25 protein-coding genes are annotated in these 26,943 nt (G+C 70.8%); 4 read left to right on the forward strand and 21 right to left on the reverse strand.

From position 1 onward, the window contains the following. Positions 1 to 29: 29 nt before the first annotated feature. From TsocGM_RS15560 to TsocGM_RS15595, 8 genes are all read right to left on the reverse strand, one after another. On the reverse strand, positions 30 to 1,490 hold the full coding sequence (locus TsocGM_RS15560; RefSeq protein ID WP_199756803.1) for a CpaF family protein: 1,461 nt from the start codon (positions 1,488 to 1,490) through the stop codon (positions 30 to 32). Positions 1,491 to 1,556: 66 nt separating this feature from the next. Then, on the reverse strand, positions 1,557 to 2,732 hold the full coding sequence (locus tag TsocGM_RS15565) for an AAA family ATPase (RefSeq protein WP_126726384.1): 1,176 nt from the start codon (positions 2,730 to 2,732) through the stop codon (positions 1,557 to 1,559). Between the two features lie 61 nt (positions 2,733 to 2,793). Continuing rightward, complete coding sequence (cpaB, locus tag TsocGM_RS15570; RefSeq protein WP_126726385.1) at positions 2,794 to 3,765, reverse strand: Flp pilus assembly protein CpaB; 972 nt, start codon at positions 3,763 to 3,765, stop codon at positions 2,794 to 2,796. Between the two features lie 36 nt (positions 3,766 to 3,801). Further along, the gene (locus TsocGM_RS15575) at positions 3,802 to 4,347 is read right to left on the reverse strand and encodes an A24 family peptidase (RefSeq protein WP_126726386.1); all 546 of its coding nucleotides are present in this window, start codon (positions 4,345 to 4,347) and stop codon (positions 3,802 to 3,804) included. 167 nt (positions 4,348 to 4,514) lie between these two features. Then, the gene (locus TsocGM_RS15580; protein WP_126726387.1) at positions 4,515 to 4,703 is read right to left on the reverse strand and encodes a Flp family type IVb pilin; all 189 of its coding nucleotides are present in this window, start codon (positions 4,701 to 4,703) and stop codon (positions 4,515 to 4,517) included. A 237-nt stretch (positions 4,704 to 4,940) separates the two neighbouring features. Next, complete coding sequence (locus TsocGM_RS15585; protein WP_126726388.1) at positions 4,941 to 5,594, reverse strand: hypothetical protein; 654 nt, start codon at positions 5,592 to 5,594, stop codon at positions 4,941 to 4,943. A 660-nt stretch (positions 5,595 to 6,254) separates the two neighbouring features. Then, positions 6,255 to 7,469, reverse strand: a complete 1,215-nt coding sequence (locus tag TsocGM_RS15590; protein WP_126726389.1) for a pilus assembly protein TadG-related protein — start codon at positions 7,467 to 7,469, stop codon at positions 6,255 to 6,257. Positions 7,470 to 7,515: 46 nt separating this feature from the next. Next, a complete protein-coding gene (locus TsocGM_RS15595) occupies positions 7,516 to 7,938 on the reverse strand; it encodes a TadE/TadG family type IV pilus assembly protein (protein WP_126726390.1) in 423 nt (140 codons plus the stop codon). A gap of 257 nt (positions 7,939 to 8,195) precedes the next feature. Between TsocGM_RS15595 and rpmF the strand changes: the two genes are divergently transcribed. From rpmF to TsocGM_RS15610, 3 genes are all read left to right on the forward strand, one after another. Further along, on the forward strand, positions 8,196 to 8,384 hold the full coding sequence (gene rpmF, locus TsocGM_RS15600; protein WP_126726391.1) for a 50S ribosomal protein L32: 189 nt from the start codon (positions 8,196 to 8,198) through the stop codon (positions 8,382 to 8,384). A 53-nt stretch (positions 8,385 to 8,437) separates the two neighbouring features. After that, a complete protein-coding gene (gene rpmB, locus TsocGM_RS15605) occupies positions 8,438 to 8,758 on the forward strand; it encodes a 50S ribosomal protein L28 (RefSeq protein WP_126726392.1) in 321 nt (106 codons plus the stop codon). Positions 8,759 to 9,311: 553 nt separating this feature from the next. Continuing rightward, on the forward strand, positions 9,312 to 10,037 hold the full coding sequence (locus tag TsocGM_RS15610; protein WP_126726393.1) for a hypothetical protein: 726 nt from the start codon (positions 9,312 to 9,314) through the stop codon (positions 10,035 to 10,037). Between the two features lie 187 nt (positions 10,038 to 10,224). On the opposite strand, the gene TsocGM_RS15615 is transcribed toward TsocGM_RS15610, so the two are convergent. The 13 genes from TsocGM_RS15615 to TsocGM_RS15675 all read right to left on the reverse strand — a co-directional run bounded on the left by TsocGM_RS15615 (position 10,225) and on the right by TsocGM_RS15675 (position 26,363). After that, positions 10,225 to 10,467, reverse strand: coding sequence for a hypothetical protein (locus tag TsocGM_RS15615; protein ID WP_126726394.1), 243 nt, complete (start codon positions 10,465 to 10,467; stop codon positions 10,225 to 10,227). Positions 10,468 to 10,705: 238 nt separating this feature from the next. Then, positions 10,706 to 12,139, reverse strand: coding sequence for a DUF1501 domain-containing protein (locus tag TsocGM_RS15620; RefSeq protein WP_126726395.1), 1,434 nt, complete (start codon positions 12,137 to 12,139; stop codon positions 10,706 to 10,708). Positions 12,140 to 12,175: 36 nt separating this feature from the next. Continuing rightward, positions 12,176 to 15,115 carry a PSD1 and planctomycete cytochrome C domain-containing protein gene (locus TsocGM_RS15625; RefSeq protein WP_233578944.1) on the reverse strand — a complete coding sequence of 980 codons (2,940 nt, stop codon included), beginning with the start codon at positions 15,113 to 15,115 and terminating at the stop codon, positions 12,176 to 12,178. A 170-nt stretch (positions 15,116 to 15,285) separates the two neighbouring features. Next, entirely contained in the window at positions 15,286 to 15,939 is a 654-nt protein-coding gene (locus TsocGM_RS15630) for a hypothetical protein (protein WP_126726396.1), read from the reverse strand. Between the two features lie 87 nt (positions 15,940 to 16,026). Continuing rightward, positions 16,027 to 17,805: a glycerol-3-phosphate 1-O-acyltransferase PlsY gene (plsY, locus tag TsocGM_RS15635; protein WP_126726397.1), complete on the reverse strand. Its 1,779-nt coding sequence runs from the start codon at positions 17,803 to 17,805 to the stop codon at positions 16,027 to 16,029. A gap of 7 nt (positions 17,806 to 17,812) precedes the next feature. After that, the gene (locus tag TsocGM_RS15640; protein ID WP_126726398.1) at positions 17,813 to 18,559 is read right to left on the reverse strand and encodes a sugar phosphate nucleotidyltransferase; all 747 of its coding nucleotides are present in this window, start codon (positions 18,557 to 18,559) and stop codon (positions 17,813 to 17,815) included. 49 nt (positions 18,560 to 18,608) lie between these two features. Then, complete coding sequence (locus TsocGM_RS15645; RefSeq protein ID WP_126726399.1) at positions 18,609 to 19,820, reverse strand: glycosyltransferase family 4 protein; 1,212 nt, start codon at positions 19,818 to 19,820, stop codon at positions 18,609 to 18,611. A 29-nt stretch (positions 19,821 to 19,849) separates the two neighbouring features. Beyond that, on the reverse strand, positions 19,850 to 20,710 hold the full coding sequence (locus TsocGM_RS15650) for a lipopolysaccharide kinase InaA family protein (protein WP_126726400.1): 861 nt from the start codon (positions 20,708 to 20,710) through the stop codon (positions 19,850 to 19,852). Next, positions 20,707 to 22,245, reverse strand: coding sequence for a glycosyltransferase family 39 protein (locus TsocGM_RS15655; protein WP_158633582.1), 1,539 nt, complete (start codon positions 22,243 to 22,245; stop codon positions 20,707 to 20,709). Before TsocGM_RS15655 ends, TsocGM_RS15650 begins: the two co-directional genes overlap by 4 nt. Positions 22,246 to 22,372: 127 nt before the next feature. Further along, entirely contained in the window at positions 22,373 to 23,365 is a 993-nt protein-coding gene (locus tag TsocGM_RS15660; protein ID WP_126726402.1) for an NAD-dependent epimerase/dehydratase family protein, read from the reverse strand. A gap of 22 nt (positions 23,366 to 23,387) precedes the next feature. Next, on the reverse strand, positions 23,388 to 24,458 hold the full coding sequence (gene waaF, locus TsocGM_RS15665; RefSeq protein WP_126726403.1) for a lipopolysaccharide heptosyltransferase II: 1,071 nt from the start codon (positions 24,456 to 24,458) through the stop codon (positions 23,388 to 23,390). 46 nt (positions 24,459 to 24,504) lie between these two features. Next, complete coding sequence (gene lpxK / locus TsocGM_RS15670) at positions 24,505 to 25,554, reverse strand: tetraacyldisaccharide 4'-kinase (RefSeq protein ID WP_126726404.1); 1,050 nt, start codon at positions 25,552 to 25,554, stop codon at positions 24,505 to 24,507. 176 nt (positions 25,555 to 25,730) lie between these two features. After that, entirely contained in the window at positions 25,731 to 26,363 is a 633-nt protein-coding gene (locus TsocGM_RS15675; RefSeq protein WP_126726405.1) for an SGNH/GDSL hydrolase family protein, read from the reverse strand. Positions 26,364 to 26,537: 174 nt separating this feature from the next. Here TsocGM_RS15675 and TsocGM_RS15680 point away from each other — a divergent pair, with 174 nt between their 5' ends. Next, complete coding sequence (locus TsocGM_RS15680) at positions 26,538 to 26,864, forward strand: Mpo1-like protein (protein ID WP_126726406.1); 327 nt, start codon at positions 26,538 to 26,540, stop codon at positions 26,862 to 26,864. The last annotated feature ends 79 nt before the right edge of the window (positions 26,865 to 26,943 follow it).

Below are 26,943 nucleotides of genomic sequence, written 5' to 3' on the forward strand. Positions count from 1 at the left end.
CCACCGTCCGCCTTCCGCAACATTCGGAATCAGTCCTCCAGCAGGACACGCTGGCGGAAGAGGTCGTGCGGCAGCAAGCAGCCGGAGGCTTCCAGCCGCTCCATGAAGGTCGGGCGGATGCCGGTGGCGACGAATCGGCCGTGGGCGCGGCCGTTGGGGTCGACGCCGAGCTGCTCGAACTTGAAGATCTCCTGCATGATGATCGTGTCCCCCTCCATGCCCACGACCTCGGTGATACTCGTCACCTTGCGCGGGCCGCCCTGGAGGCGGTTGGCCTGGATGATCAGGTCGACGGCCGAGGCGAACTGGGCGCGGAGGGCGCGGATGGGCAGTTCCAGGCCAGCCATGGAGATCATCGTCTCCAGTCGACTCATGGCGTCGCGCGGGTTGTTGGCGTGGACGGTGGTCATCGAGCCCTCGTGGCCGGTGTTCATGGCCTGGATCATGTCCAGGGTCTCGGCGCCTCGGCACTCGCCGATAATGATGCGGTCGGGCCGCATCCGGAGGGCGTTCTTGACCAGGTCGGTGGCCGTGACGGCCCCTCGGCCCTCGACGTTCGGCGGCCGGGTTTCCAGCCGGACAACGTGCTCCTGCTGGAGACGCAGCTCGGCGGCGTCCTCGATGGTGATGATGCGGTGGTCGTTCTGGATGAAGCTGGAGAGGGTGTTCAGCAGCGTCGTCTTGCCCGATCCCGTGCCGCCAGATATGACAATATTCAGGCGTGCCTTCATGGATGCCTCCATTAACATCAGCATTTCGGGCGTGAAGGCCTTGAACCGGAGCAGGTCGTCCTGACTCAGAGGCTTGGACCCGAACATGCGGATGGTGAGCACCGGCCCGTCGAGGGCCAGGGGCGGGATGATGGCGTTGACGCGGGAGCCGTCGGGCAGGCGGGCGTCAACCATCGGCGAGCTCTCGTCGATGCGCCGGCCGACGCGGGAGACGATGCGGTCGATGATCTGGAGCAGGTGGTCGTCGTCTCGGAAGTTGATCACCGAGCGCTCGATCCGGCCCTTCTTCTCGATGAAGACGTGCCGGGGCCCATTGATCATGATGTCGCCGATTCCCTCCTCCTTGAGCAGGGCCTCCAGCGGGCCGAGGCCGAAGGTCTCGTCGAGAATCTCGTCGACGAGCCGCTGACGCTCGGCCTTGTTGAGCATCGGGTCGTCTTCGTCGAGCAAGTGCTCGATGACGGCCCGGACCTCGGCGCGGACGGTCCTGGGGTCGAGCTCGTTGACGCGGTTGAAGTCGAGGCGATCGACGAGCTTGCCGTGGATGCGGCGCTTGATCGCCTCGAACTGGGCCACCGCCGGGTCGGCCTTGGCGAGGGCCTCGGGCTCCTTGGCCTTGGCCTTCGGGGGCGGGGGAGGCGGCGGCGCGGCGGCGGGCTCCGGCGACTCGGCGCCGACGCCGCCGGGGGGCCGGGTGGGGACGGGGGTGGGGCCGAGGGCGCGGTGGCCGAGCGGGCTGCGGCCGAATCCGTTGAGCATCGTCAGGGGGCCTCCGGAGGTCCCCAGGTGGCCAGGGGGCGGGCGGGGACCGGGATCGAATATCGATCATGTGAACATTGCAGCGAATTTCCCGAAGATCGGCTTCGCGGATCGCTCGACCCCCAGCGGCGCGAACGAGCGGGCGATCTCCTGGATCGCCCGGGTCACCCGGTGCTTGGGCGCCTCGAGCTCCAGCGGGACCCCTTTGGTCCGCGCCGCGCCGACCACGTCCGTGACGTTGGGGATCTGCCAGCCGATCGGGGCGCCGAGCGTCTCCTCGGCCTTCTTCAGGCCAATGCTCGTGAGGTCGGAGCCGACGCGGTTGACGACCACCTTGACCCGCTCGGAGAGCCCATCGACCTGGCGGAAGACCTGCATCAGCCGGGCGCCGTTGCGCAGGCCGCAAACGTCCAGTTGGGTGACCAGCAGGATGGTGTCGGAGAGCTCCAGGGCGACGAAGTCGGTGGCCTGGAACCCCTTGCTCGCGTCGACCACCACGAAGCGGAAGGCGCGGAGCAGCAGCTCGAAGAGCCGGCGGAGGGCCTCGGGTTCGACCCGGGCGGCGTCTTCCATGGCCGTTGGTGCCGAAAGGATGTGCACGCCCGAGTCGTGTCGGGCCAGCACGCGGTGCAGCAGGGTCTCGTCGTAGCGGTCGATCTCCGTGGTCACGTCGGCTAGCGTCAGCTCAGGCATGACGTCCAGCAGCGTGTCGACGCAGCCGAGCAGCAGGTCGAGGTCGACCAGGGCCACCGAGGCGCCCGGGGCGTGAGCCAGTGCGCAGGCGAGGTTGACCGCCAGGGTGGTGCAGCCGACGCCGCCGGAGGAGCCGACGATCGTCAGCAGCTTGCCGTTGCCGCCGGCCGCGGGAAGCTCGTCGGGCAGCAGACGCTCGACGGCGGCACGCGCCTCGGCGGGATCGACCGGCAGCGGCAGGAACTCGGTGGCGCCGGCCCGGAGCGCCTTGAGGATCGTCTCGCCGTCCCGCGATCGGCTGGCGGGCAGGACCGGGATCCGAGGGACCGAGGTGGCCACCTGCCGGATGGCTCCGCAGGCGCGATCCGTGTCGGTGTCGAGGACGATCACCACCAGGTCGATCGAGGAGTCGAGGGCCCGGGCCACCTCGTCGTAGCTGGGGCATGTCCGCTCGACCCTGGCGACTCCGAGCCCGGCCAGCGCGGCCTGCACGGCGGCGCGCGAGGCGGGATCGGGGTCGACCAGGAGGAGGCGTCGGGCGTTGTTCATCGGGGGATCTGCCGGTCTGGGGCGTCGGTCGGAGGTCCGTTCGGCCCGGGCTCGGCCGGGATCATTGGGGGAGGTCGGCCGCCGGAGGGGGGGGCGGGGGGAGGTCTCCGAAACCGTCGAGGACGAACGGCCTCCGGGCGTCGGGGGCGGCCACCACGACCTCGGCCGGCTCCGCCCGGGTTGGTCGGGCCCCGACCTCGTGCATCCGATGCAGTGCTCCGCCCATGAAGACGGTCAAGCGGCGGGGGGCCTGGCGCTCGACCGGCGGGGCGATCTCGGCCGGCACCGCCGGCGCGGACGCCAGAATCGGCTCGGGCTCGGGGGCCGGCTCGGGCTCGGGGGCCGGCTCGGGCTCCTCGGCCGCCAGGACCGGTTCTGGCGGAGGCATGATCGTGTGATCGTCATTTAACCCCCGGAGGGCCAGCGTGAGCGTGCCTCGCTGCATGGCGTTGGCCAGGGTGAGGACCTGCTCCGGCGTGACCTCCAGGGTGACGGTGTTGGCGTCAATCGCTCGCTCCTCGGGGCTCTCGATGATCTGGCCCGAGGCCAGGACTCGGACGTTTTCCAGGATGACGTCGGCCCGGTTCGGCTGGTCGGGGCGGGGCTGGAGGACATCGACACGGTAGTCGGGCAGGATGAAGCCGGAGACGCCGCTCTGCTCGTCGACGCGGATGGCGAACGCCCGCATCCCGGGGGAGATGCGGGCGATCATGCCGGTGGGCGTCCCTTTCTGGGCGAGCTTGCCGTCGAGGATCACGTCTCCGGGCAGGATGCGGATCATCGCCCAGCGGCCGAGGGCCTGCTTGGCCTCGGTCAGGGCTCCAGGCGGGACCGACTCGGTGGGCATCTCCTTGATCGAGACCAGCTCATCGGTGATCGTCTGCTCGACCTTGATCTCCTGGACGGCGACCAGCACCCGGCTCATGGGCACGGTGCTCGTCGGCTTGCGGTCGAGCACGGTTCGAACGCCGAACATCGCCGTCAGCCCGCAGGCCGCGGCCATGCCGAGCAGTAGGAACGCCTTCCCGTTCATCCCGGTCCTCCTCGGCCTCGGGGCCGCTTCATAAGGTCAATGGAGCAGACCGCTCCAGGCGAGGTAGCCGACCGAACCGATCGTCAGCGGGACGCCGTAGGGCAGCAGCCGCAGCGTGGGCTTGCGCGCGGCGGCCAGCTCGGAGACCTTGTCGGGGTGGCGCACAGTGGCGATCTCCTGGACGATCTCTCGGGCCGTCCGCCAGTGCCGGCCCCACTGGCCGCTCTGGGCGACCATCGCCAGAGCCATGATGCCGCCGACGATGGCACCGGCCGCCAGCGCGTTGAGCGCCACCGACGGGCCGACCCAGGCGCCGAAGCCGGCGAAGAGCTTCACGTCGCCGCCCCCGACGCCGCCGTACCAGAACAACAGGCCGAGGAAGACCAGGCCGACGACCAGGCCCAGCGCCGACCAGACCAGGCCCTCGGCCCCGGCCTTGCCGGCCCAGAAGGACAGGCCGCAGAGGGCCATCGGCAGGGTCAGCCAGTTCGGCACCCGGCGTTCCTTACCGTCGATCCACGCCCCGTAGGTCATGGCCGCGGAGACGACCCAGGCGGCGCCGATCGGCAGGGTGAACGTCATCGCTTCGAGCTCCCCTGCGCCCCGGCCGGCCGGCTCCCCCGGCCCCGGGACGATTCCTATGAGGATCCTAGGACATGAAATGGCGAAGGGCCCCCGCCGGGCGGCCGCTCGCCGCCCGGCGGGGGCCCTCGCCCCTCGGCCGGCCCGCGGGGGGCCGCCGCGGTCCATCAGCTCGTCGTGCCGGAGGGCAGCGCGCTGCTGACGTTGCTGAAGGTCGTGCTCAGGTTCGTGCCCAGGGCCCGGACGGTCACGATGATCGCCACGGCGATCAGGGCGACCATGACGGCATACTCGACGGCGGTCGGTCCGTCTTCGTTCTTGATGAAGCGGCGGAGGCGAGCGATCAGCGTGTTCATCTCTCTGGAGTCCCTCGGTGCGGGCCCCGCCCGGAGGCGCTCGCGGGCGGCGGCCCTGGTGTCGTCGGTTTCGTCCCCCGCCCCTTGCCCGCGGGGAGCGGGCCGGGACGGTTTCTCCTCTCGTCCCTCGGCCCCGGCTGTGGGGGGGGGCCGAGAGAACCCTAGGTCAGCTTTCGCCGAGCGGCCAGAGGCGCCCGCCGGAGATGCTCCACGGCAACACGCCGTGGTCGGCCGACGTCAGAGCCCCAGATTGACCGACCGCGGCGTCTCGTCGGTCGAGACCAGCATTCCGCCGTTGTAGTAACGCACGCGCATCAGTCTCATCGACGAGACGCGGTTGGACTGCCAGCCCGGCCCCGAGTAGGAGACCGATGTCGTCGGCCGGTACGCGGTCATCGACTCCAGTCCGGTCGCGATCCGGACCGCCAGGTTCGCCCCCGACCCCTGGCCGAATCGGCCCCAGGTGGTCGAATTCCCGACGATGATCTCGTAGTCGAGCAGCCCCCCCGACAGCCGCAGCGACTGCGTCCAGGTGATCGTCTCCCCCTCGGTGGCCAGCCGGCTTGTGCGCTGGGTCGACGTTCCCAGCACGCGATCGCCGTCGTAGGACACCACCTCCAGCCCGCCGGGCTGGTAGGACGGCTGGCTACGGTAGTTCAGGTTCAGGGCCACGAACAGCCCGGTGATGTCCCCCAGCGGGCTCATCGTTGTAGTGATCTGCGGCCCCTCGGCCAGCAGGTCGGGCTCCCCAATGACCAGTTCCCAGTCCTCTTCCACGCGGTCGAAGACCGCGGGGACCTCCTGGGCGCGGGCCGGCGGCGGGCCGGCCGAAGCGATCCACGCCACGGCCACCAACGGGCAGGCGACGAGGGCGATCGAAGGTCGTTTCATGTGCCTCTCCTCCTCGGGTCGCCGGGCGGGGGATGGACCGCCCGGGGTATCGCGTCTGGTGCGGCCGGAACTCCCCGCCCGCCTCCCCGATCGACCGGAGCCGGCCGGGAATCGCCGTCGGGTCGCGCGTCGGCGCCGGCCAGACGATGTCGAGCTTCGGGATGCCGCTGAACCCCACCGCCGCGAGCCCGATCGGCTCGCGGCCGGCGATCTGGTACCGCCTCGTGTCCCCCATCCCGATCGAATCGGCCGGGTCGTCGATCGGGATCGTCCGGGAGTGGTCGAGGAGCTTCGCCAGGTCCTCCTCCGCCCCGGGGCGGAGGCCCGGGGCGCCGAAGCGCAAGGCGTGGCTCGTCCTTCCCGGGGGAGTCGCCCCGGCCGGGTTCCCAGCGTCCGCTCAGGGGCCGGCCGAGGAGAGAGGCCTCGCCGGCTCCGGGACACCGCATCACCCCCGGGCCGTCGGGCCCGGCGATCGGCGACGGTGGACCGTCCCGGAGAAGCCTATTCCGCGCCCGAGCCAAGACGACCTCGGGCTCAACATCCCCGTTGCCGATTCGCAACGCGGTCCCGGTCCCCGTCCCCGACCCGGTCCTGGCCCGGTCAGTCTCCGAGCCGCCGGCAGGGTCCTCCCACCGGGGCCCACTGGCCCTGCCCCCGGCCTCAGCGCGTCAGGTGCAGCCGGATCAGCCCGCCGCCGGACGTCCAACCGTTGGGCTTCGGATCGCCGGGGATTGCCGTCGGGTCGTTGATCATCGCCGGCTGGACGATTACGTACTTCGGGTTCCCCTTGAAGCTGACCGCCAGGACGCGGACCGGCTGAAAGGCGATGATCTTGTACTGCGCGTTGTTACCGTTGCCGCCGGAACCGGCCGGGTCGTAGATCGGGATCGTCCGCGGCTGGCCGATGATCGCTTCCAGGTCGTCCTTGATCCCCGAGCTGATGCCAGGGTTGCCCCCCAGCATCACATACGTGTTTCCCTGGGCGTCGGTCTGATTGAGCGTGAGCTTGCCGCCGGGGTAGGTCCCCAGCTGCTGGGGGGTCACGCCGTAGCGGATCTGGGCGCCGAGCGTGCTCGTGCTGTTGTTCGAGACCCCGATCTTCACCGTGCCCCAGTTGCCCGGGTAGCCGTTCTTGACCGGATAGAGTTGGGACTCCTCCACCCCGTCCGCCCCGGCGCTGACGGTGCGGGTGATCGGGTCGTAGCGGTACTGATCGGTCGTGGTGACCGATGGGCTGATCATGTCCTCGTAGGTGTTCTTGTCGAGCACGATCGGCAGCAGACCGGCGTTCGTGTCGGGGTCGGACCCAAAACCATCAACCTCGTACACCAGGGCCGATCCCGTGCCGACGGCGCCGAGCGCGGTCCCCTCGAAGCCGATGGCGCGGGCGAAATACGCGGGGATGATCCCCCCCCGCTCGGCCGACCGCACCGCCCGGACCCGCACCGAGTTGAACAGCGGCTGGAGTGACGGGTCGGTCAGAAACGGGCTGTTCGGATCGGTTGGGTGTTCGATGTATCCGAGCACGATGTCACCATCGGGGGAGTTCGACGGGTTGGGGTAAAGCACCGGCGGCCGGCCGAGCACCGGGTTCCGCTCAGCGAAGAGCTCGGCCCGCTCGTGGGCGGCGGCCATGATGTCGTCGAGCGGGGCGTCGGGGGCGAACCGGCGCTCGTCGGCCAGCGCGGCGGCGCCGGCCAGCGCGCCGGCGTCGGCGGCGGTGCTGAGTTGGTGCTTGGCGACGGCCAGGACCATGGTGTCGACGGCCAGGGCGACGAAGCCGAGAATGGTGGTCATCATCACGGCGGTCAGCACCATGGTGGCGCCGCGTCGCCTCGGCCGTCCGGATCGTCTGCGGGGGGCGAGTCCTCTCATCGGCGGGGGTCCTGCTTGGTGCGACCGCGAGCGGGGAGGGCGGCGCTCAGTCGTCTTTCTCGCTGCACATGGTGGCCGAAGCGGTGACGGTGGTGCCGCCGAAGGCGAAGGGGTCTCCCAGCCAGCTGACGCGGTCGAAGGGGACGCTGAGGGTGACGGTGATGGGGTTGGGGGCCGGGGCCGTGGTCCAGCTGCTGGCGGCGGTGGTGGAGATGACCATGGTTGGATCGATGCCGGAGCCGGCGAGGGTGGCGTCGACGCGGGCTCTGACCCCAGCCTCGGTGGCGCCGGGAAGCACGGCGGCACGGCAGGCGTCACGGGCGGCGACGTGGAGCAGCTGGGAAACCATGCCAAGGCGGGAGGCCTCGATGGTGCCAAGGATCAGGGCGATGAACAGCGGCAGCACGACCGCCATCTCCACCGCCGCCGCCCCCGACCTCCTCTCCCCGGCTCGAACCGTTCGTACCATGACCCTGTCCCCCAGCGCCCTCCCCGGACCCTCGGCCTCTCACGATGAAGGGACACCCCGAGCGGTCGCTCGTGACCCGGGCGCGGCGTCTCGTCGAAGCCGTCTCCGAGAATCCTAGGTCGGGCCCCGGTTCGTGTTGTCCGGATCCGTCGGGGCGTCGCCTCCGGGCCTCCCTCTTGCCGGTCCCGGCGGCCTCGGTTACAATGGGACCTTTTCCACTATCCACCCGACCCAGGCAGTTCGCCGGAGCGTGTGCCGTGGCCGTACCGAAGCGGCGTACATCAAAGTCCAAGAAGGGGATGCGGCGCAGCCACGACGCCCTTCAGTTCACCATCGTGCTGATCCCCTGCGACCAGTGCGGCAACCTGAAGCCGCGGCATACGGTTTGCCCCGAGTGCGGCACCTATCGCGGTCGGCAGGTGGTCAAGGTCGGCGACGAGGAGTGAGCGGTCCCGATCCCCAGCGATCGCGGCACCCGCGTTGACCAGGAGTCAGTCCGATGGGACGGCAGTGCGAAGTTAGCGGCAAGAAGACGTCGTTCGGCAACCATGTGACCACACGCGGCAAGGCCAAGTACCTTGGCGGCGTCGGCACCAAGATCACCGGCATCAGCCGGCGGAAGTTCAAGCCGAACCTCCGGTCGATCAAGGTCTGGCTGCCCAACGGCACGACCCGGCGCGTCCGCGTGGCGACCTCGGTGATCCGAGAGGGCAAGCTCACCCTCGAGGTCGACGGCAAGATGCAGACCTTCCCGCTGATCAAGGCCTCCAAGGGCAGCCGGGAGGCCCGAGAGAAGCTGGGGAACCTCTACCCGCTCTGATCCGGGCGCGGGAGCTGGCCTGGGTCCAGGCCCCTGCTTGCGACCGGGGCACCGCGCGTCGACCGTCCGGGACCGCCGGCCCTCCGGCGGTTCGCGTCCCTCTTTGGGGCGAGCCGCCCCGCTTTCCCATCCGTCCTCAGTGTCCCCTCCGGGGATGATCTCCCCATCCCATCTCCCTCGAATCCGAACCGAAGCCTTGTCCCCTGGGCTGGGCGGTCATCCCATCACCCATCCGTCCCCGCCCACCGCGAGATTCCCCAGCCCCGTTGGCGAGGCTCGCCCGCGGCGACCCCGGCCGGGCACGCCGCTCTTCGCCTCCGAGCACGCCTGACTTCCGGAGTCAACATTCCGCGTCGCTCGGCCGCAGCGCCTCTGGAATCCCCTTCTGGAGCTTGACAAAATTCCCACACGGCCAAGTCCGGAGGGATGCGTTGATCAATCTCGGGATGTGGACGAGCCGGGGGAGCGTGAGGGAGTGTGTCGGGCCGGTCGTCCCCTCGCCACAATCGCTAGCACGGACCGGAGTTGGAGGCTGAGGAGCGAGGCCCGTTGGATGGACGATGACGCCGCCAAGGTCGCCCGAATCGGCCGACTCCCTGCTCAGGGAGAGGCGCGGGTGGCCGATTTCCCCCTCGACCCCACGGAACGGGAGGCGATCCTGGATCGCTACCAGGAGGCGGTTCGACTTTATCTCGGAGGGGCCGTCGGCCACGCGGAAGATGCCGACGCCCTCTTCCTCGAGTTCTCCCGACGCTTGCTCCAGGAGGGGGATCGATCCGCCGGTCTCCTCCGCGATCGCTTCGGCTCCGGCCTCGCCCTCCTGGTCGTGGCCCACCGCCGGGATGCCCAGACGGTCCACGACCTTCAGGAGCTTCGAGGCCTGACCGAGGCGGACGAGGAGATCGGCCGCTTCAACGCGATCTGGAGGGAGGAACTCCTCCGGCGCGCCTGGCGGCGGCTGGAAGACATCGAGCGCCAGACCGGACGCCCCTTCCACACGACGCTCCGCTCTCGAGTCGATGCCCCGGGCCTCTCGTCCGCCGAGTTGGCCGATCGGGTCGGCGGCCAGCTCGGGCGCGAGCTCTCTGTCCCCACCACCCGACAACTCCTTCGCGAGGCCCGGGCCGAGTTCTCCCGGCTGCTGCTCGACGAGGTGGTCGCTACCCTTCCCAGCCGCGCCCCCTTCACCCTGATCGAGCGCGAACTGATCGACACCGGCCTGCTCGCGTTCTGCCGAGAGGCGATCGATCGCATCCGCCCGGCTTCCCGGCGGCGGTGATCCGGACCGTCTCGATTCAACCCGCCTGCGCGGAGCCCTCGCAAGCAAGGACGCCACCAATCGCGAGAACCTGTTCCCTCCCCGACTCCCCGCCCTGAAGAGCCCGGAGTCCGAGAGAGCCATCACGAGCGGAGGGGCCGGAGCCAGCCCCCCCGCTTCCGGTCGACCCCGGTCAGCTCAGGTCGGCTCAGTTGAGCTCGGCTGTGACGGTAGGGTCAATCAACTTCTCGACAACGACCAGCGCGTCATCAGCCCGGCGGCGATCGGCGTACTTCGCCAGGGGCGCCGACGGGGAACCATCCCGGTAGATGCCGACAACGGCGTACAGGCCGCGATAGGCGACCACCTCGGCCCGCTCGAACAGCCCCGAACGGATCAAGGAGGCCAGGTTGCGCTGCCACAGGGTCGTCTCGGCGATGGGAGCGATCATCGTTGACCTCCTCGCACCAGGAGCCTCGGGTCGTTTTCTCGGGTTCTCCTCGACGACGGTCGTCTCGGTTTTCCCCAGAAATTCTACGACGGTGCGACGCCGATGGTTCTCCGATCCGGGGCGAAGCCACCGTCGGCCATCGCCCCGCATGCGCCGGACCAACACGACGGCCACATCGGGAAATTCGACCGATTCGGACGGAGATTGGGCGAGATTGGCCCGACGGTCGCGGTCGGGCTCAGGCGAGGAGCTCCGGGACGACCCGGCCGTGGACATCGGTCAGGCGCATGTCCCGGCCGCTGAAGCGGTAGGTCAGCCGGGTGTGGTCGATGCCGAGCAGGTGGAGGATGGTGGCGTGCAGGTCGTAGATCTCGACCTTGTCTTGCACGGCGTGGTAACCGTAGTCGTCGGTGGCGCCGTGGATGGTGCCGCCCTTGACGCCGCCGCCGGCCAGCCACATGGTGAAGCCGAAGGGGTTGTGGTCGCGGCCGTCGGTCCCCTGGGCCATCGGGGTGCGGCCGAACTCCCCCCCCCAGACGACGACAGTCGAGTCGAGCAGGCCGCGGCCTTTCAGGTCGCGGAGCAACCCCGCGATGGGCTGGTCGACAGCTCGGGCGTTGTCCTCGTGTCCGACCTTGAGGTTGCTGTGCTGATCCCAGCGGTCGTGGCCGACGCCGGGGCAGGTCAACTCGACGAACCGCACCCCGCGCTCAACCAGCCGCCTCGCGAGCAGGCACTGCCGGGCGTACGACCGCGTGGGCGGGTACGGCGCATCGAAGCCGTAGAGCCGAAGCGTTTCGGGAGACTCTCCCGAGAGGTCTGTCAGCTCGGGCACGGCCGACTGCATCCGAAAGGCGAGCTCGCCGTTGGCAATGGCCGACTCGATCGCGTCGTGGTCGCCCACGCGGGCCAGGACGTCCCGATCCATCGCCCGAACGAGGTCCAGCTTCCGGAGCTGATCCTCGGCCGTCGGCTCGGTCGGAGTGATGTTCGCCAGCGGCGTCTCCCCGGCCTTCAGGACCGATCCCTGGTAGGAGGCGGGGAGAAAACCGTTGCCGAAGCAGTCCAGCCCTCCCGGTGGGATCAGGCCGCCGTTGAGGACGACGAAGCCGGGCAGGTCCTCACTCTCCGAGCCCAAGCCGTAGGTGACCCACGCCCCGGCGCTGGGTCGGCCCTGCTGGCCGAAACACGTATGCAGAAAATAATTCGCGTTCGTGTGTTCCGAGAAGTTCGAGACCATCGACCGGACGACCGCCAGGTCGTCGACGCAGCCGCCGACGAGCGGGAACAGGTCGCTGACCGGGATGCCGCTCTCCCCCCGCTTCCGGAACGGCCAGGGGCTGCGGAGCACGGCCCCCACGTTGTTGAACTGCGTGGGCTCGACCCGGGCCTGGATCGGCTGGCCGTGCTCGCGGTCGAGCCGGGGCTTGGGGTCGAACGTGTCGACCTGCGACGGCCCACCATCCATGTACAGGAAGATCACGCTCCGGGCCTTCGCCGGGTGGTGCAGGCCCCCGGCCTCCCAGCTCCCCCCCTCCGGGGCGAGCCGAGCCCCGAACCCCCGCTCGGTGAGCAGCGACGCCATCGCCAGGGCTCCGAAGCCGTTCGCGCACCGCGAGAGCATGGCCCGGCGGCTCAGGGGAGGGGCGATGATGCGTCCGCAATGACTCATGGCGGGGGCTCCGGCGGCCGGAGGGGGCGCGGCCGATCAATCGATGTATCGAAATTCCTTGGCGATCAGCAGGGCGTGGCAGAGGTCGGCCCAGGCCTCGACGCCCGCCCGGCCCGCGGCCTCTCCCTCGCGGAGGAACGCGATCGCCCGCTCGCGCTCTGCCCCGATCGGCGGCCGGCTGTAGGCCGATTCGTAGAGGGCGTCGACGACCTCCTCGGGGGAGGCCCCGGGAGCCGACGCGGCCCGCCCCGCCCAGAGCCGGGCCTGCTCCACGACAAACGGGTCGTTCATCAGGGCCAGCGCCTGCGCCGGCACGTTCGAGGCATCCCGCCTGCCCCGGCAGGTGGCCGGGCTGGGGAAGTCGAAGGCGAGCAAAAACGGGGAAAGAAAGTTTCTTCGGATGTTGATGTAAAGGCTTCGCCTTCCGTCGCCATCGATCGGCCCCGAGTTCGACGGCCGGCCTCTCCCTTCCATGAACGGCGACAGGTACGGCGGGACGCTCGGCCCGAACAGTTTCGGCTCGAGCCGGCCGGAGAGGGCGAGCATCGCGTCTCGGATCGCCTCGGCCTCCAGTCTCTTCAGGTTCATCCGGTGGAGCAGCGCATTGGTCGGGTCGGCCGCCTCGGCCTCCGGGAAGAGCCGGCTGGACATCCGGTAGGCGCTGGAGGTCATGATCAGGCGGTGCATGTGCTTGATCGACCATCCAGAGCGGATGAACTCGCTCGCCAGCCAGTCGAGCAGCTCCGGATGCGTCGGCGGCTGTCCCATCGCCCCGAAGTCATCCGGCGAGGCGACGATCCCCCGGCCGAAGTGGTGCGCCCAGAGGCGGTTGACCAGTACCCGGGCCGTCAGCGGGTTGGCTGGGTCGGCGATTCTCCTCGCCAGTGCCAGCCGGTTGTCGGCGCGGTCCTCCCGGCCTCGGCTGAGCACCTCCAGGAACCGCCTCGGCACGACCTCTCCCAGGTTCTTCGAGCTGCCCCGGATGTGGACCGGGACGTCGATCCCCGTCCCCTCGGCCGCGGCCAGGGCGAGGGTCGGCTCGGGCAGCTCGGCGGCGACCTGCCGGTACCGGTCGATCAGCGAGGCCGCCTCGGCGGGCAACTCGCCGTGGGCGACCCGCCCCCGAGCCGGCCCCGGCTTCGCCTCCCCGGCAGGGACCGGCGGCTCGGGGTGGATTGAGGTGACGATCGCCCCCACGGCGAGCCAGCCGTCCCCCGGCCAGAGGCCGGAGGTTCCCCCCGTGTAGTTCGACGAGGCGCCGTCGGCCAGCTCGAGGTAGGCGAGGTGCCCTTGCCACATCGAGACGTCCATCGTTGCCCATCTCGGGCCGTCGCCGTGGTTCACGCCGATCGTCAGGCCGCCGTAGATCGGGCTGCGGATTTTCTCGAAGCCGTCGACGACGAGATTGATCCGCCCCCCCGTCCCGGCGACCAGCAGGTGCAGATAAGGCGATTCGATCTCGAACGTGCGCGAGCGGAGCACCCCTTGCAAGGTCGTCGCGATCGCTCCGCTGTGCGCCCAGCCGGCTTCGAGCCGAAGGAGGCCCCCGTCCGGGTCCGGTGTCACGTCGCCCGGTCGGGTCGGGCCGTCGCCGAAGGCCTGCCCGGAGGGGAACCAGCCGTCGAACGAATCGCCCGAGAATTCCTCGAACAGGGCGTCTCCCTCGCGGAGCGGCAGCGCGGGAGGTCCGGCGGCCTCGGAGCGGGGGAGCCCGGCGGCGAGGGCCGATCGGATCGACTGGAGTTCGAGTACGCGATCGTCGATGCGGTCGGGAGGGTCGAGGAACGCGTACTGGTGCCGGAGGCTCTGCAGGTGCCCGGCGAGGGCGTAATAGTCCCGGGTGCTGATGGCGTCGAACTTGTGGTCGTGGCAGCGGGCGCAGGCGATCGTCAGGCCGAGGAACGCCTTGCCGAGCACGTCGATCTGGTTGTCGACCCGCGTCCGCATCTCCTCCCTCACGTCGACGGGGGAGTGGGTCCCCTCGGCGAAGAAGAACGCCATCGTGCCGAGGATCGACTCGTTCGTCCCGGTCGTCGGGTGGCGGCGGGGGTTGTCGAGCAGGTCGCCGGCCAGGTGCTCGATCACGAATCGGTCGTAGGGCACGTCCTCGTTCAGCGCTCGGATGACGTAATCCCGGTAGCGATGGGCCGTGAGGATGTCGTAGTCGAACTCGTGCCCCGAGGTCTCCGCGAACCGGACCAGGTCGAGCCAGTGCCTGGCCCAGCGCTCGCCGTAGGACGGAGAGGCCAGCAGGCGGTCGATCAGTCGATCAAAGGCCCCGGGCCGGTCGTCCTGGAGGAAGGCCTCGATCTCCGCTCGGGTCGGTGGCAGTCCGGTCAGGTCGAAGGTCGCCCGTCGGATCAGCGTCCGCCGATCCGCCTCTGGCGCCGGCGAGAGCCCCGCCCCTTCCAGGCGAGCCAGCAGGAACCGATCGATCGGGTTCCGGGGCCATCCCCGGGCCGAGACTTCCGGGACCTCCGGCTCGACGACCGGCTGCAGGCTCCAGTGCCCCGCCCTCGCTTCCAGGTCGAAGGGGTCGGATCCGGCCGTCGCTTCGTCCTCCGGTCCCGAGCCGGCTGGCCAGGGCGCCCCCATCGCGACCCACTCGGTTAGCCGATCGATGGTTGCGTCGGAGAGTTTTGAATCTGGAGGCATCTGGATGTACGAATCATAACGAATCGCCTCGATCAGCAGGCTCCCGTCCGGATCCCCGGCGACGACTGGCGGCCCTGAGTCCCCGCCGACCTCCAGCGCCGCCGCCCTCGAATCCAGGCGCAAGCCGGCCTTCTGGGCTTCGGGCCCGTGGCAGGAGAGGCAGCGCTCGACCAGCACCGGCCGCACGTGGGTCTCGAAGAACGCCAGCCCTTCGGGAGACGGGGCCTCCTCCTGAGCGGGAGCCGGGCGGATCATCGCCATCAGCAGGATCGCGACGATTCGCAGGATCCGGCGGGATCGGGAGGGAAGGGGCGGTTCCATCGGGGCCTCCGTCGCGGTGGGGCGGGGGGCGAGTCGCGTCGCGGTCTGGCCCAGAGCGGGCGCAATGCCCGAGACTCCCCAACATGCGCGATCGGGGCTCCGATGTCGAGCGGTTCGACGTCCTCGGCGGGGGCCAATCACCCGAGACTCCACGCCGACCGGGTACCCGATCAGCCCCCGACGAGGGCGATCAGCGCGGCGAGCCCGATCAGCGTCGCCAGCACGACCGCCCAGAAGACGGTCGAGAACCGCCAGTCGCCGCCCTCCTCGCGAACCGGGGCGACTTCGTCCCAGTCGGGCTCCTCTTCGTCCTCCTCCTCGTCGGCGGGGACGGACCACGACTGCGAGAGCAGGATGCGGGCGTCTTGGGAGAAGGCGCGGGGCACCTGGAGCCGGATGCCGCCGATCGCGACATGGTAGGCGGTGTTCGTGCCCATCCGGTAGCCGTCGAGCAGGGTCGGCAGCCCCTCGGCGTCGAGCCTCAGGCGGGCTGCCTCCGCCTGGAAGGGCAAGGGGTAGCTGCCGACCGTCACCCAGTCGATCCGATCGCCGTCGCCAACCGTCAGCGGGGGCTCCGGCCGATCGGCGACCAGCGGCAGCTCGTGTTTCGGGCACGGCTCGCCTTCGACCAGGGGCCAGAAGGCCTCGCAGACGGTGCAATACCCCTGCGATTCCAGCCGGTCGCCGCATTCGGGGCACAGACCGGAGTGCGACGCTCGGGGCTTCGAGCACCCCGGGCAGAACCGGGGCGGGTCGGGCCGGCTCCGCTCTCGGAGTTGCTGCAAGCCGGCGTCATCGGATCGCCAAGGACCGTTCTCCGTCATCGGATCGCTCCCCGGGCCTCGATCGCTGCCCTCTTCATCATAGTCGTGAGGGGGGCTCGAGGGTACCGGCCCGATCCGCTCCTCATCTCATCGCGTGATCGGACGAGAATCGTGTGCTCGAGACGACGACGCGACCTCGACGGACTCCCCGCGCTGCCGATCCCGGAACGCGACGATCCGGACCCCTCCCGAACGATCGGCGACGGCCAGCACCCCGAGATCGGGACAATAGGTCAGGCCCGTCGGGATGATGCTGCCCATGTTGAGCGGCCCCCGCAGGGGCAGCCGGCCCTTCGCCCTCCGCTCTCGGCCGTCGACCAGCTCCAGGGCCGACCCTCGGGGCAGCGTCGAGACCAGGAGCGGCCCTGCGACGCCGGGCGCATCCTCCACGAGCACCGTCTCCCGGTCGGAATCGACGGGCATGAGGATCGCATCTCCCCCGTCTTCGCCGATCGGCGACATGTAGGGGACTTCCAGGTTCGCCAGCGGCACCCGGCCCGTCTCCACCGGGGAGGCCGGGTCGCTCAGGTCGACCCCGGCGATCTGGCGAGAGCCGGCCAGGACGATCGCCGCGTGCCGGGCCGACTCGGACAGGACGATCCGCTCCGGGTCGTCCCCCGGGACGGTGAGGGAGAGCCGGGCAAGGATCCGATGATCCTCGGTCCGGTCGCCGACCGACACGACGACCAGCGCCGGGTCGGGCTTCCCCTGCTCCCCCTCGGCGTGGCCGGAGGTGAGGACGAACGCCCACCGGCCGTCGGGGCTGAAGGCCAGGTCATCGGGATCCCAGCCGACCCGGAACTTCGAGCCGACGGGATTCCCCTGGAGATCGAACGCCTCCCAGAACCCCTCCTCCAGATGCCTCGCGTCTCCGTGGGGGCGCTGCAAGACGAACAGCCGGCCGCCCGAGGCTCGCACGGCCACCGGCCGGCCGGGTAGCCGAAGATCGCGGAGATGTGTGGCCCGGCCATCCTCGTCGACTCGGTAGAGCACCGCCCGGTTGTACCTCGGGCACGCGACGGCGAGCACCCGGCCCCCGTCGGCGAAGGTGAGCGACTCGGCTCGTTGATAGCCCGTCCGGACTCGAGACACCTCGACCAGCTCCGTGCCGCCGATCCGCAGCGTCGGTGCCGGCCGGCGCGCGAGCGTCACTCCCGCCCCGACCGCCACGGTGGCCGCGATCGCCCCCAGCGCCCCGAGGACGGCCAGCCCGACACGACCCTCCCGCCTCGGTTTCGGGGCCCCCACCTTCGACTCGGTCCCCTCCCGGATGCGCCGAAGGTTCGAGCGATGCCGATAGATGAGCATGAGATAAAGCACCACGATCAGGGAGGCCGTCGCGGCGTCCGACGCCGACCACGGCCCCCGGTATCTCGAGAAATGGACGGCCACGAACACCGTGCCGCCGAGGATCGACGACATCGACACGTACCGGGTGATCGCGAGCACGACGAGGAACCCGACGGCCGCCGCCGCCGCCGCGGTCGGGTCGAGCGCGAGCACGGCACCGAGGCTGGTCGCCACCCCCTTGCCGCCTCGGAACCTCAGGTAGACCGGATAGTTGTGCCCGACGATCGCCGCCAGCGCCACCGGGACCGCCAGCAGCGGGACGGCCCGGCCGGTCAGCTCCTCGACCGCGGCCGGGAACCCCAGGGTCGGCCCCAGGCCCTTCGCCAGGTCGAGCAGCATCACCAGGACGAAATACTTGAACCCGAGCACTCGTCCGACGTTCGTCGCCCCCACGTTGCCCGAGCCGACGGTGCGGATATCGATCCCCTTCGCCCACCTCGCCGTGAGGAAGCCGAAGGGGATCGAGCCGATGAGGTAGGCGAGCAGCGTCGCGAGGACCGAGAGGGCCAGCGTCATCGTGGGGTCACCCGATCTTGAGCTGAGGCCGGGCCGAGGGGCCGAGGAATTCCGCCCGGCGCGCTTCGAAGATCTCGGTCGCCGCCGCGTAGTCGTCGTGCCGGCCGATGTCGAGCCAGGTGCACTCTTGCCGGAAGCAGTGGACCGGGTGGCCGGCCCCGCGCATCGTCTCGAGCAGTTCGGGCATGGTCAGTTCCTTCCCCGGTTCGAGGAAGTCCCAGGCCACCGGGTCGAGCATATACAGGCCCATGCTCACCTGGAACGAGAACTCCGGCTTCTCCCGGTAGCCGGCCAGCACGTGCGGATCCCGGCCGAATTCGAGCACGCCGAAGTCGATCCGCACCGTGCGCCGGAACGAGGCGATCGTCGCTCTCGCCCCGTTCTTCCGGTGGAAGTCGGCCATGGCGGCGAAGTTGAGCGTGGTGAGGATGTCGCCGTTGAGCACCAGCACCGGCTCCCTCGGCCGCTCCACCAGCACCAGGCCGCCCGCCGTGCCCAGCGGCGAGGCCTCGCGCCGGTACTCGATCCGGGTGCCGAACCGCCGGCCGTTGCCGCAGAACGCCTCGATCAGCTCGGTCAGATATCCGGTGATGATCGTCACGTCCCGGAAGCCGAACCGCGCTAGTTGCCGGAGCACGACCTCCAGGATCGGCATCGGCTCGGCCTCTCCCAGCGGCATGAGCGGCTTCGGGAAGACATGCGTGAACGGCCGCAGCCGCGTCCCCTTGCCGCCCGCCAGTACGATGGCCTGCATCGGTCGTTCCTCCGGTCCTCGGTCCGTCTCCTGGCGATCGCTCCGAGACTCAGCCGGCCGCCCGCCACTCCCGAGGGGGCCCGGCGGCCGATCGATCGGCGGCGACCTCCTCGAACAGCGCGATCAGCCGGTCCAGGTGCACGTCGAACGACTGCGCCTGGCCCAGCTTCGCCGCGGCCTTGGCCATCGCCGATCGGGCCCGGTCGTCGCAAAGGCGGTCCAGCGCGCCGGCCAGGCCGGCCAAGTCGTCCGGCTCGGGGACGATGAAGCCCTCTCTCCCCTCGGTGATCACCTCGCCGGCACCGTTCGTCGCGGTTGTCACCACGGGCAGACCGCAGGCCAGCGCCTCGAAGACGACGAGCGAGCACGGGTCGTAGTAGCTCGGCAGCGTGAAGCAATCGCTTCCATGAAAGGCCGGGCGAATGTCCGCCTCGAAGCCGAGCAGATGCACGTACCGATCGATCCCCAGGGCCCGGGCCTTCCTCCGGTACGGCCCGACCGCCCCCCCGCCGCAGACGACCAGGTGGACCGGCCTCGCCTGTCGATCGCGATCGAGCCGCAGCCGGAGCGCGGCGAGCAGCGGGTCGAGCCCCTTGAGCCGGAAGTTGTGTGCGACGAACAGGGCGACCAGCGCGTCAGCTTCCAGGCCGAGCCGGTCCCGGAACGCCCGCCGGGCCGCGCCGGGATCGTCGACCCGCAGCCGGTCGGCGTCGATCGCGTTCGGGATCACCCGGATCCGCTCCCGGGAGACGCCGTAATACCGCTCCAGATGCCCCCGGACGAAGCGGCTGACGGCCACCACCCGGGCGCCGAGAGCCGGATCGTACTGACGGCGTTCGATCGCCCGGTAGAGCCAGTCCTTCGGATTGACCCGCTTGCCCGCCGTGTACAGCGACCTCCGCCAGCCGGCCGGGAATCGCCGGGCGTTGTGCTCCAGGCTCGCGGGGTGGACGCCTCCCTGGGGGATGATCACGTCATGGTGCCAGGTGTTGATGAAGCCGACCGAGCAGTCGAACCGGGCCGTCCGCAGCGCCGCCTCGGAGTTCCTCGCGAAGCTCAGCATCCGGGCCCATCGCGACCGGCCCGACTCGGCGATGGGGATGACGCGCACTCCCTTCGCGATCGCGGCCTCGTCCCACTCCGAGGCGTAGAGGTCGACCCGGTGCCCGCGCTCGACCAGCCGACGGCAGAGGTCGGCCACGTAGGTCTCGGCCCCTCCCCGGGACGGTTCGACGCGTCGGAAATTGATCGCCAGTTGCATCGAGCGGCCTCCCCGCCGCCGGGTCGGGTTCAGCCGATCCGACGTGCCTTCTTCCGGTTGTGCGCCAGGTAGCGGGCCGCCCTCGCCCGGACCATCCGGGCCTCGATCTCCGGGTGCCGGAGCCGCATCAGCCTTCGGTACCGGGCCCAGAACCGCACGCGGTCGCGGTCGTCGACTCCGGCAACGTCCGCCGTCGAGAAGAGCAACTGCGCCAGGTCCTTCCAGCGCCACCAGGCGGCCGTCGCCCGGTGCGTCGCCAGCCGGTGCAGGTCGATGAGGTAGATCGGCGAGTCTTCCCGGTCAATGTCGATATAGTAGTGGCACAGGTACAAGTCCTTGTGGAACGACCGCGACGAGTGGAGCCTCGCCGTCAGGTCGGCCATCGTGGCGGCGAGCCGCCGTTTCCACCGGAAGAATTCCCGGGGGGGGAGCCGCCGGGCCTGCTCAGGGATCGCCTCGTGCATCGGGAGGAACCCGGTGAGCTCCTCCACCATCAGGTAGCTTTCCAGCCGTCCCCACGGGCCGATCGTCTCCCCGGCGGCCACCGGCTCGGGCACGAGCAGGCCCAGCCTGCGGCCCCGGTGCAGGTGCCGCCACTCGGCCCCGGCCGGCGAGTGGCGGCCTCCGGGGTCGATCAGCGCGGCGAGCCGCTCCCGCCAGGGCAGCCGGTAATGCCGCTTCAGGTAGACCGTCAGCGGGCCCCCCGGGCCGTCGAACCGGACGCGGCAGGTCGACCGCCCTTGCTTGGCGTGCAGGCGGTCGTCGCTGCGCAACTGCATCACGGTCGCCTCCAGGTCTTCCGGAAGGCGTCCCGAGTGCCGCTCCGACCGCCATGCCCAGCGTTCCCCGCGGAGCAGACGATCCAGGAAGGTCCCGCCCCCGGTCGTCATCGGACGATCCCCTCCCACGAATCCGGCCTCCGGAAGCGGTAGACTCGGACGCCGATCTCCTCGTCTCCCTCCCGGCTCGGGAAGGCGGCGACCGGCTCGGCGGCGAAGCGAAGCAGCGCGCCGAGCGTCTCGGCCCTCCGGCTGGGGGCCGACAGTTCGTCGACCCCCACGACGACGTACGAGAGCCTCGCATCCGTGAGCGCCTGGCGGATGTGCCACGGGTCGTAGGCCGTCAATCCCGAGACGAACGCCGCCCACCCCCTGGTGTCCAGCACCGCGTCCCCCGGCCGGGCGTGATCGGCCAGCCATCGGCCGGCCTGCTGGTGGCCCCATCGACTCGGGTGCCCTGGCTTGAGCTGGACGCCGATCCCCACCGCCGCCAGCACCGCGAGCGAGGCGATGACCAATCGCCTCCTCCGGGACGGTTCCGGCCGGAACCTCCCGGCGATCCGCAGGGCGCCGGCTGCCGAGAGCGGCGTCGCGAGCGCCACCAGCAACGCTCCATGCCGATCCGAGACGTATCCCGCACTCATCGCGTGGCGCACCAGCACCGCCGCGAAGGCGATCGCCAGCATCTCGACCATCCGCCTCGCCCGAGCCGACCCTCGCCCTCGCATCGCCCCGACCAGGGCCAGCGGCACCACCACCCACCCCGACGCCTCGCCGACCCCCTCCGCCACCAGGACGACAGCCGGCATCAGCCCCAGCCGCCCCGGGGCATCCGACTCTTCCTTGGGCGAGAAGTCCCACCTCGGGTCGTCCAGCCCCCGGGGAAGCCAGTGGGGAACGCTCCGGGCCAACCCGGTCCCCTGGCCCAGCCCGGTCGCGTATCGCATCGAGAGCTTCTCGGAGATCGTCCCCTTGATCGCCGCGTAGGAGCCGACGCAGACGAGCAGGGGGGCGAGGACGGCGACGGAGCGGAACAGCGCCGCGGAGCGGCCCTTCCGCCAGATCCCCATCCCCACGGCCATCACCCCTGGCACCAGCGCCACCTCCGGCCTCGCGAGGAACCCGATTCCCCCGATCGCCCCCGCACCGATTGCGGCGCCGACCTCCCCCGTCCTCATCGCCCGGAGCCCCATCGCCAGCGAGCCGACCGCGCAGAGCAGGGCCGTCGCGTCGCTGAGCGTCTCGTGTCCGATCCTCCCCGAGATCGGCAGCGCGATGAAGGTGAGCGTCGCCAGGACCCCCGCCCGTCGGCCGACGAGCTCCCTGGCGAACGCGAAGAACGGGACGACGATCGCCGTCATCGCCAGCGTCGACACCCCTTGCGCCGCCACCCGCCACGACGCCGGCCCCTCGCCGATCGCCGAGGAGACGATCGGGTGCAGCCCGGCGATCAGCGCCGGATAGAGCGGGTGCTGGTCGGCCCGGCGGACGACATCCGCCCAGGGCTGGTCGCCGAACTCCCGGGCGATGCGGATGAACTTCAGGCCGTCCTGCGAGGGGAGCGGGGTCCTCGCCATCCCGGCGACGTGAATCGCCACCGTCAGCGCGACCAGACCGATCAGCAGCCAATGTTCGCGGCGGGTCACCGCTCCGCCCTCCCTGGCGATCACTCGTTCGCTCGCTCGCTCTTTCGTTCGATCGTTCTCGCCGAAGCGCGGTCCGGTCCCTGGGCCGCAGCCCGGATTCTGGCGAGGGGGTCCGATCGGGTCAAGGTCACTCACCCAGGGGGACCCCGGGCGGCCGGCCGGCCCGATGGAGCGGGGACGAACCGGCATCGAGTCGGGCCGTCGGTCGATCCGGCCCGGAAGCGACCGCGGCCGACGCCCAGAGATCGGCCAGGCTCCGCTCAAAGGGGATGCGGGGGGACCAGCCCGTGTCCCTCCGGATCGCGCCGGGGTCGGCCCTCGAGTCGGTCGGACCGATCACTGATCCCGTCGCCTCGATCGCCACCCGACGCCTGCTCAGGGCGACCAGCCGATCGAGCCCCTCCCGGATGCTTCTCGACGATCCCGAGCCGACCGGGTAGCTCGAGCCGGCCTTGCCCCGGGTCGCCAGGGCGAGCAGCGCCGAGGCCACGTCTCGGACGTCGATGAAGTCGCGACGGGAGTCGAGGGCGCCGGTCCGGAGCGTCATCGGTCCCGGTCCCGCCTCCGCCAGCTCGGCGGCGAATCGGCCGAATGCCTGGCTCCTGGGCATTCCCGGGCCGATCGGGTTGAAGATCCGGGCGACCACCCCCTCGACCGGCCCCCGGCACCCCGCGGTCGCGTTCGAGGCGAACCACTTGCTCAGGCCATACGGCCCCTCGGGTCGGCAGGGGGTCTCCTCGCCGATCGGCAGCAGGCCGGACGGCACCGGCCCGTACTCCGCGGCCGAGCCCGCCGTCACGACCCGAATCGGTGTCCCGAGACCCTCCAGCGCCCGGAGCAGTCCGACGGTCCCCCCCACGTTGGTGCGGTAGAAGTCGGCCGGGGCGGCCGGCGGGGTCCGGCCCGCGAGGTGGAGCACGAACTCCGGCCGCACCTGCTTCACGGCTCGGGCCACGCTCGGCGGATCCTCCAGGTCGGCGCGGACGAACGCCTCGGGAGGCCAGCCGCTCGGGAGGCGGCGGCCGATCGCCACCACCTCGTTCTCGGGCGAGCCTCGCAGCAGGTCGAGCACCCGGAGGCCCAGGAACCCCGATCCCCCCGAGACGAGCCAGACCGGCATCGGCACCCCCTCCGTTCGTCGATCAGGCGGCCTGGCGTCGGTTGTCGCCACGGTCGAGGTCCAGGCCGAGCAGCCTCCGGCTCTCCTCGAAGACGGCGTCGGGCATCAACTCGGTCATGCAGCGGTGGTGCCCCAGCGGGCAGACCGGCTTCTGGCAGGGGCCGCAGGGGACGGGCTGCTGCAGGTGAACGGCCATCGGATGATACGTCCGCGTCCAGGCGATGTGAGTCGGCCCGAACAGGCTGACCACCGGCACGCCGAACCCAGCGGCGAAGTGCCTCGGGCCGGAGTCGGTCGTCACCAGCAGGGCGCTGCGCCGGACGCTCGCTTTGGTCAGGCCGAGGCTCACCGCCTCATCCGCCAGGCTGACCACGTCCGGGTGCGACGCCTGCGCCACGATCTGCCGGACCGATGCCCGCTCGGCCGGGCCGCAGACGACCAGCACCTTCACCCTCAGCTCATCGACCAGTCGCCTCGCCAGCGTCGCGAAGTGCCCCTCCGGCCAGTTCTTCGCCGGGCCGAAGGCGCCCCCGGTGTTCAGGCAGACCACCGGCCGATCGCCTTCCAGGCCGAGCCGACGCCACGCCTCGTCGGCCGCTCGCTCGTCGGCCTCGGTCGTGAACAATTCGCAGGAGATCGAGTCGACCGGGCAGTTCAAATGCCTCGCCAGCGCCAGGTAATACTCGACGATCGGCACCGGCCGGAACCGCCCGCGCTCGTCCCTCGGCGCAAGGAGCCGATCCGTCAGCAAGACGCCCCGCCCTCCCCTCGCGTAGCCCACCCGGCGCTCCACGCCCCCCAGCGCGGCCATCAGGGCGGATCGGATCGAGTTCGGCAGCAACACCGCCAGGTCGAACCGCTCGTCCCGCAAGCGGTGGATGACGCCCGGCATCCTCCGATCGCGCTCGGGCGCCTTCGGGTGGAAGAGGATCACGTCGTTCAGCCACGGCGCCCCGGCCAGCGTCGGCGCCACGCCCGGCTTGAGCAGCCCGACGATCCGGGCCTCGGGGAATCCCCCCCGCAGGGCGCGCAGGGTCGGCGTCGCCATCACCGTGTCGCCGACCAGGTTCGGGCAGAAGACGACGATCCGCATCGGGCGTCCTTTCCCGATTCGGGGCGGGGCAGGGCAGGGGGCTGGCCTACCGGGCCTGCTCGGCGATCCGGTCGAGCGCCCCGTCCAGCACGTCGCCCCCCTCGATCGGCTCCAAGCCGATCCGGACGGCGCGCAAGGGCACCGGCCCCAGGTTCGAGAGGCGGAGCTTCACCGAATCCTTCTGCGTGGTCAAGGCCAGCGCCGCCCCCCAGTCGCGCGCCCATTGGATCAGGCCCTCGACGTCCGCGCGATCGTAGGGGTGATGGTCCGGGAACGTCCGGAAGGCGATGAGGTCGGCCCCCAGGCCGATCAGCGTGCGGCGGAACCCTTCCGGGTTTCCCAGACCGCAGAAGGCGACGACCGGCCCCTCCCGGAGGCGATCGATCGGCTCCGCGTTGGCGTCGGCGTCGAGCAGGTCCCTTGGCGCGTGCCGGGCCTCGGCCCATCGCAGCGGGCCGGCGGCGCGCTCGGCTCGCGACCGGATCGCATTCCGCTCCGCTCGACTCACCAGATCCGCCCGGGAGAGCACGACCACCCCCGCTCTCCTCAGCGAGCCGACCGGCTCCCGGAGCAATCCCCGGGGCAGGAGATGGCCGAGGCCAAACGGGTCGAGCGCGTCGAGCAGCACGACGTCCAGGTCCCTCGCCAGCCTGCGGTGCTGGAAGCCGTCGTCGAGCACGAGGACTTGAGACTCGCACTCCTCCACCGCGATCCGGGCCAGGGCCACCCGGTCGGGATCCTGGAAGTGCGGCACGTCGGGCAAGTTCGCATCCAGGACGAGCCCCTCGTCATTCAGGCCCTCGGTCGCCCCGTACCCTCGGCTGAGGATGGCGACCCGCAGCCCTCGCTCCCGGAACCGTCGGCAGGCGTACTCCACCATCGGCGTCTTGCCCGTGCCGCCGACGGTGATGTTGCCGATCGCCACCACCGGCACCTCGGCCCGATCGACGCCCCGGCCGCGATCGAACCTCGCGTTGCGTAGCCTCACGCCGGCGCCGTAGCCGATCGAGGCGATCCTCAGCCCGAGACGGGCCAGCGCGGCGCCCGGCCCCCGAGCCTCTCCCCGGACGAGTCGGTGATAGGAATTGCGGTCCATCCCTGGACCTCCCGGGCCCGGTCGGGTCGGCGGACTCCGTTCCGATGGTTCGGAGTAGGCTACCGGAGCCGCTCGGGATCGTCGAGATCCCTGCGGAAGAAGATCTCCCGAGTCGGGGGCGGGGCGATTCTCTTCGACGTCCCGGCCCGGCGATCGCACTCCGGGCGGGCGGTCGCTCACGAGACGATCCGACATCCTGCGCGCCCGAAGTCGAGCGACGTGACGATTGCGGCCACCTGCCGGGCGATCTTGCCGCCTCCCCGGTCGGACGGCTCGATGGGAGACACCGCGGCGTAGTCTCCCGGTTCGTCGCAGATCAGCCGAAGGTCGATCACCGGCAGATACGCCCGGGCCGCCTCTCGGAGGATCACGTCATTGAACAGGCAGAGCCCCGCCCGCTCGGCCGGGCCGAGGCCGGGGATGGCGTCGTAGATGCTACACACGGCGACCGGCTTCCGAAGGGCTCGCACCCGGTCGAGCATCCTCCGGTACTCCGCCAGGAATCCCCCTCGCATCGACTCCAGTCGGGAGAGGGCCTCGACGATCGAGGAGGCCGGCTCGGACAGGATGGTGCCGCGCGCTCGCAGGGCGTCGTTCCCCCCGGCGCTGACGATCAGGTGGGTCGCGTCCCCAGGCACTCGGTCGAGCTGTCCGGAGACGTCGCTCACGACGGCGCCGTCGACCGCGGCGAGCGTCGCCTCCCAGCCCGTCGGGAGCGATCGGCGCAGGTGCTCGATCACCGAGGGCCCGCCGGTGACGTAGGCGGCGTTGTCGAAGATCGAGTCGCCGAGCAGGACGACGTGGCCCATGGCGGGGCTCCTGCTTGAGGAATCGGACCGCGGGCCGGCTTGCGGGCGAGGGCGGCCGGGGGTTAGGCTCGATCTTGGTCGTCGAGTTGTCGCGCGTCCAGGCGACTCGGCCCCGCCGATGACCGTCAATCAATCGATCGCGCCCCCGATCGCCTGACCGAGAACCACCCGCCGATGCTCTGCCCCCCGCTGTCTCCCGACCCGGTCGTGCAGGACTGGATCGCCCGCCACAAGAACCCGGCCAACTTCGCGCTGCACATCGTCGCCATCCCGCCGACGATCCTGGGGGTGCTCTACATCCCGATCTACCTGACGCTGCTTTCGATCCCCGTCTTCCTGACGGCGCTCGGCCTGTTCGCCGGCGGCTACCTCGTGCAGTTCCTCGGGCACGCGATCGACCGCTCGGAGCCGGGGGAGATCGCCCTGCTGCGGCGGTGGCTCCGCCGGCAGTGGGAGCGTCGGGCGGCGGTCGGGGCGAGGGCCGGACGGGAGTCGTCCTGATGGCTCCCGGGCCCGACGCCGGGAAGTCGGGCGGCGGCGGCGTCCCCATTGGGTGCCGGGAGGTCGCCCGCACGCGGCG

The organism is Tautonia sociabilis, from assembly GCF_003977685.1.
Classification (GTDB): domain Bacteria; phylum Planctomycetota; class Planctomycetia; order Isosphaerales; family Isosphaeraceae; genus Tautonia; species Tautonia sociabilis.

Coding starts and splice junctions, on each gene's coding strand:
- TsocGM_RS15560 (WP_199756803.1), bottom strand. CDS start 1,490: ATGCTCAACGGATTCGGCCGCAGCCCGCTCGGCCACCGCGCCCTCGGC.
- TsocGM_RS15565 (WP_126726384.1), bottom strand. CDS start 2,732: ATGAACAACGCCCGACGCCTCCTCCTGGTCGACCCCGATCCCGCCTCG.
- cpaB (WP_126726385.1), bottom strand. CDS start 3,765: ATGAACGGGAAGGCGTTCCTACTGCTCGGCATGGCCGCGGCCTGCGGG.
- TsocGM_RS15575 (WP_126726386.1), bottom strand. CDS start 4,347: ATGACGTTCACCCTGCCGATCGGCGCCGCCTGGGTCGTCTCCGCGGCC.
- TsocGM_RS15580 (WP_126726387.1), bottom strand. CDS start 4,703: ATGAACACGCTGATCGCTCGCCTCCGCCGCTTCATCAAGAACGAAGAC.
- TsocGM_RS15585 (WP_126726388.1), bottom strand. CDS start 5,594: ATGAAACGACCTTCGATCGCCCTCGTCGCCTGCCCGTTGGTGGCCGTG.
- TsocGM_RS15590 (WP_126726389.1), bottom strand. CDS start 7,469: ATGAGAGGACTCGCCCCCCGCAGACGATCCGGACGGCCGAGGCGACGC.
- TsocGM_RS15595 (WP_126726390.1), bottom strand. CDS start 7,938: ATGGTACGAACGGTTCGAGCCGGGGAGAGGAGGTCGGGGGCGGCGGCG.
- rpmB (WP_126726392.1), top strand. CDS start 8,438: ATGGGACGGCAGTGCGAAGTTAGCGGCAAGAAGACGTCGTTCGGCAAC.
- TsocGM_RS15610 (WP_126726393.1), top strand. CDS start 9,312: ATGGACGATGACGCCGCCAAGGTCGCCCGAATCGGCCGACTCCCTGCT.
- TsocGM_RS15615 (WP_126726394.1), bottom strand. CDS start 10,467: ATGATCGCTCCCATCGCCGAGACGACCCTGTGGCAGCGCAACCTGGCC.
- TsocGM_RS15620 (WP_126726395.1), bottom strand. CDS start 12,139: ATGAGTCATTGCGGACGCATCATCGCCCCTCCCCTGAGCCGCCGGGCC.
- TsocGM_RS15625 (WP_233578944.1), bottom strand. CDS start 15,115: ATGGAACCGCCCCTTCCCTCCCGATCCCGCCGGATCCTGCGAATCGTC.
- TsocGM_RS15630 (WP_126726396.1), bottom strand. CDS start 15,939: ATGACGGAGAACGGTCCTTGGCGATCCGATGACGCCGGCTTGCAGCAA.
- plsY (WP_126726397.1), bottom strand. CDS start 17,805: ATGACGCTGGCCCTCTCGGTCCTCGCGACGCTGCTCGCCTACCTCATC.
- TsocGM_RS15640 (WP_126726398.1), bottom strand. CDS start 18,559: ATGCAGGCCATCGTACTGGCGGGCGGCAAGGGGACGCGGCTGCGGCCG.
- TsocGM_RS15645 (WP_126726399.1), bottom strand. CDS start 19,820: ATGCAACTGGCGATCAATTTCCGACGCGTCGAACCGTCCCGGGGAGGG.
- TsocGM_RS15650 (WP_126726400.1), bottom strand. CDS start 20,710: ATGACGACCGGGGGCGGGACCTTCCTGGATCGTCTGCTCCGCGGGGAA.
- TsocGM_RS15660 (WP_126726402.1), bottom strand. CDS start 23,365: ATGCCGGTCTGGCTCGTCTCGGGGGGATCGGGGTTCCTGGGCCTCCGG.
- waaF (WP_126726403.1), bottom strand. CDS start 24,458: ATGCGGATCGTCGTCTTCTGCCCGAACCTGGTCGGCGACACGGTGATG.
- lpxK (WP_126726404.1), bottom strand. CDS start 25,554: ATGGACCGCAATTCCTATCACCGACTCGTCCGGGGAGAGGCTCGGGGG.
- TsocGM_RS15675 (WP_126726405.1), bottom strand. CDS start 26,363: ATGGGCCACGTCGTCCTGCTCGGCGACTCGATCTTCGACAACGCCGCC.
- TsocGM_RS15680 (WP_126726406.1), top strand. CDS start 26,538: ATGCTCTGCCCCCCGCTGTCTCCCGACCCGGTCGTGCAGGACTGGATC.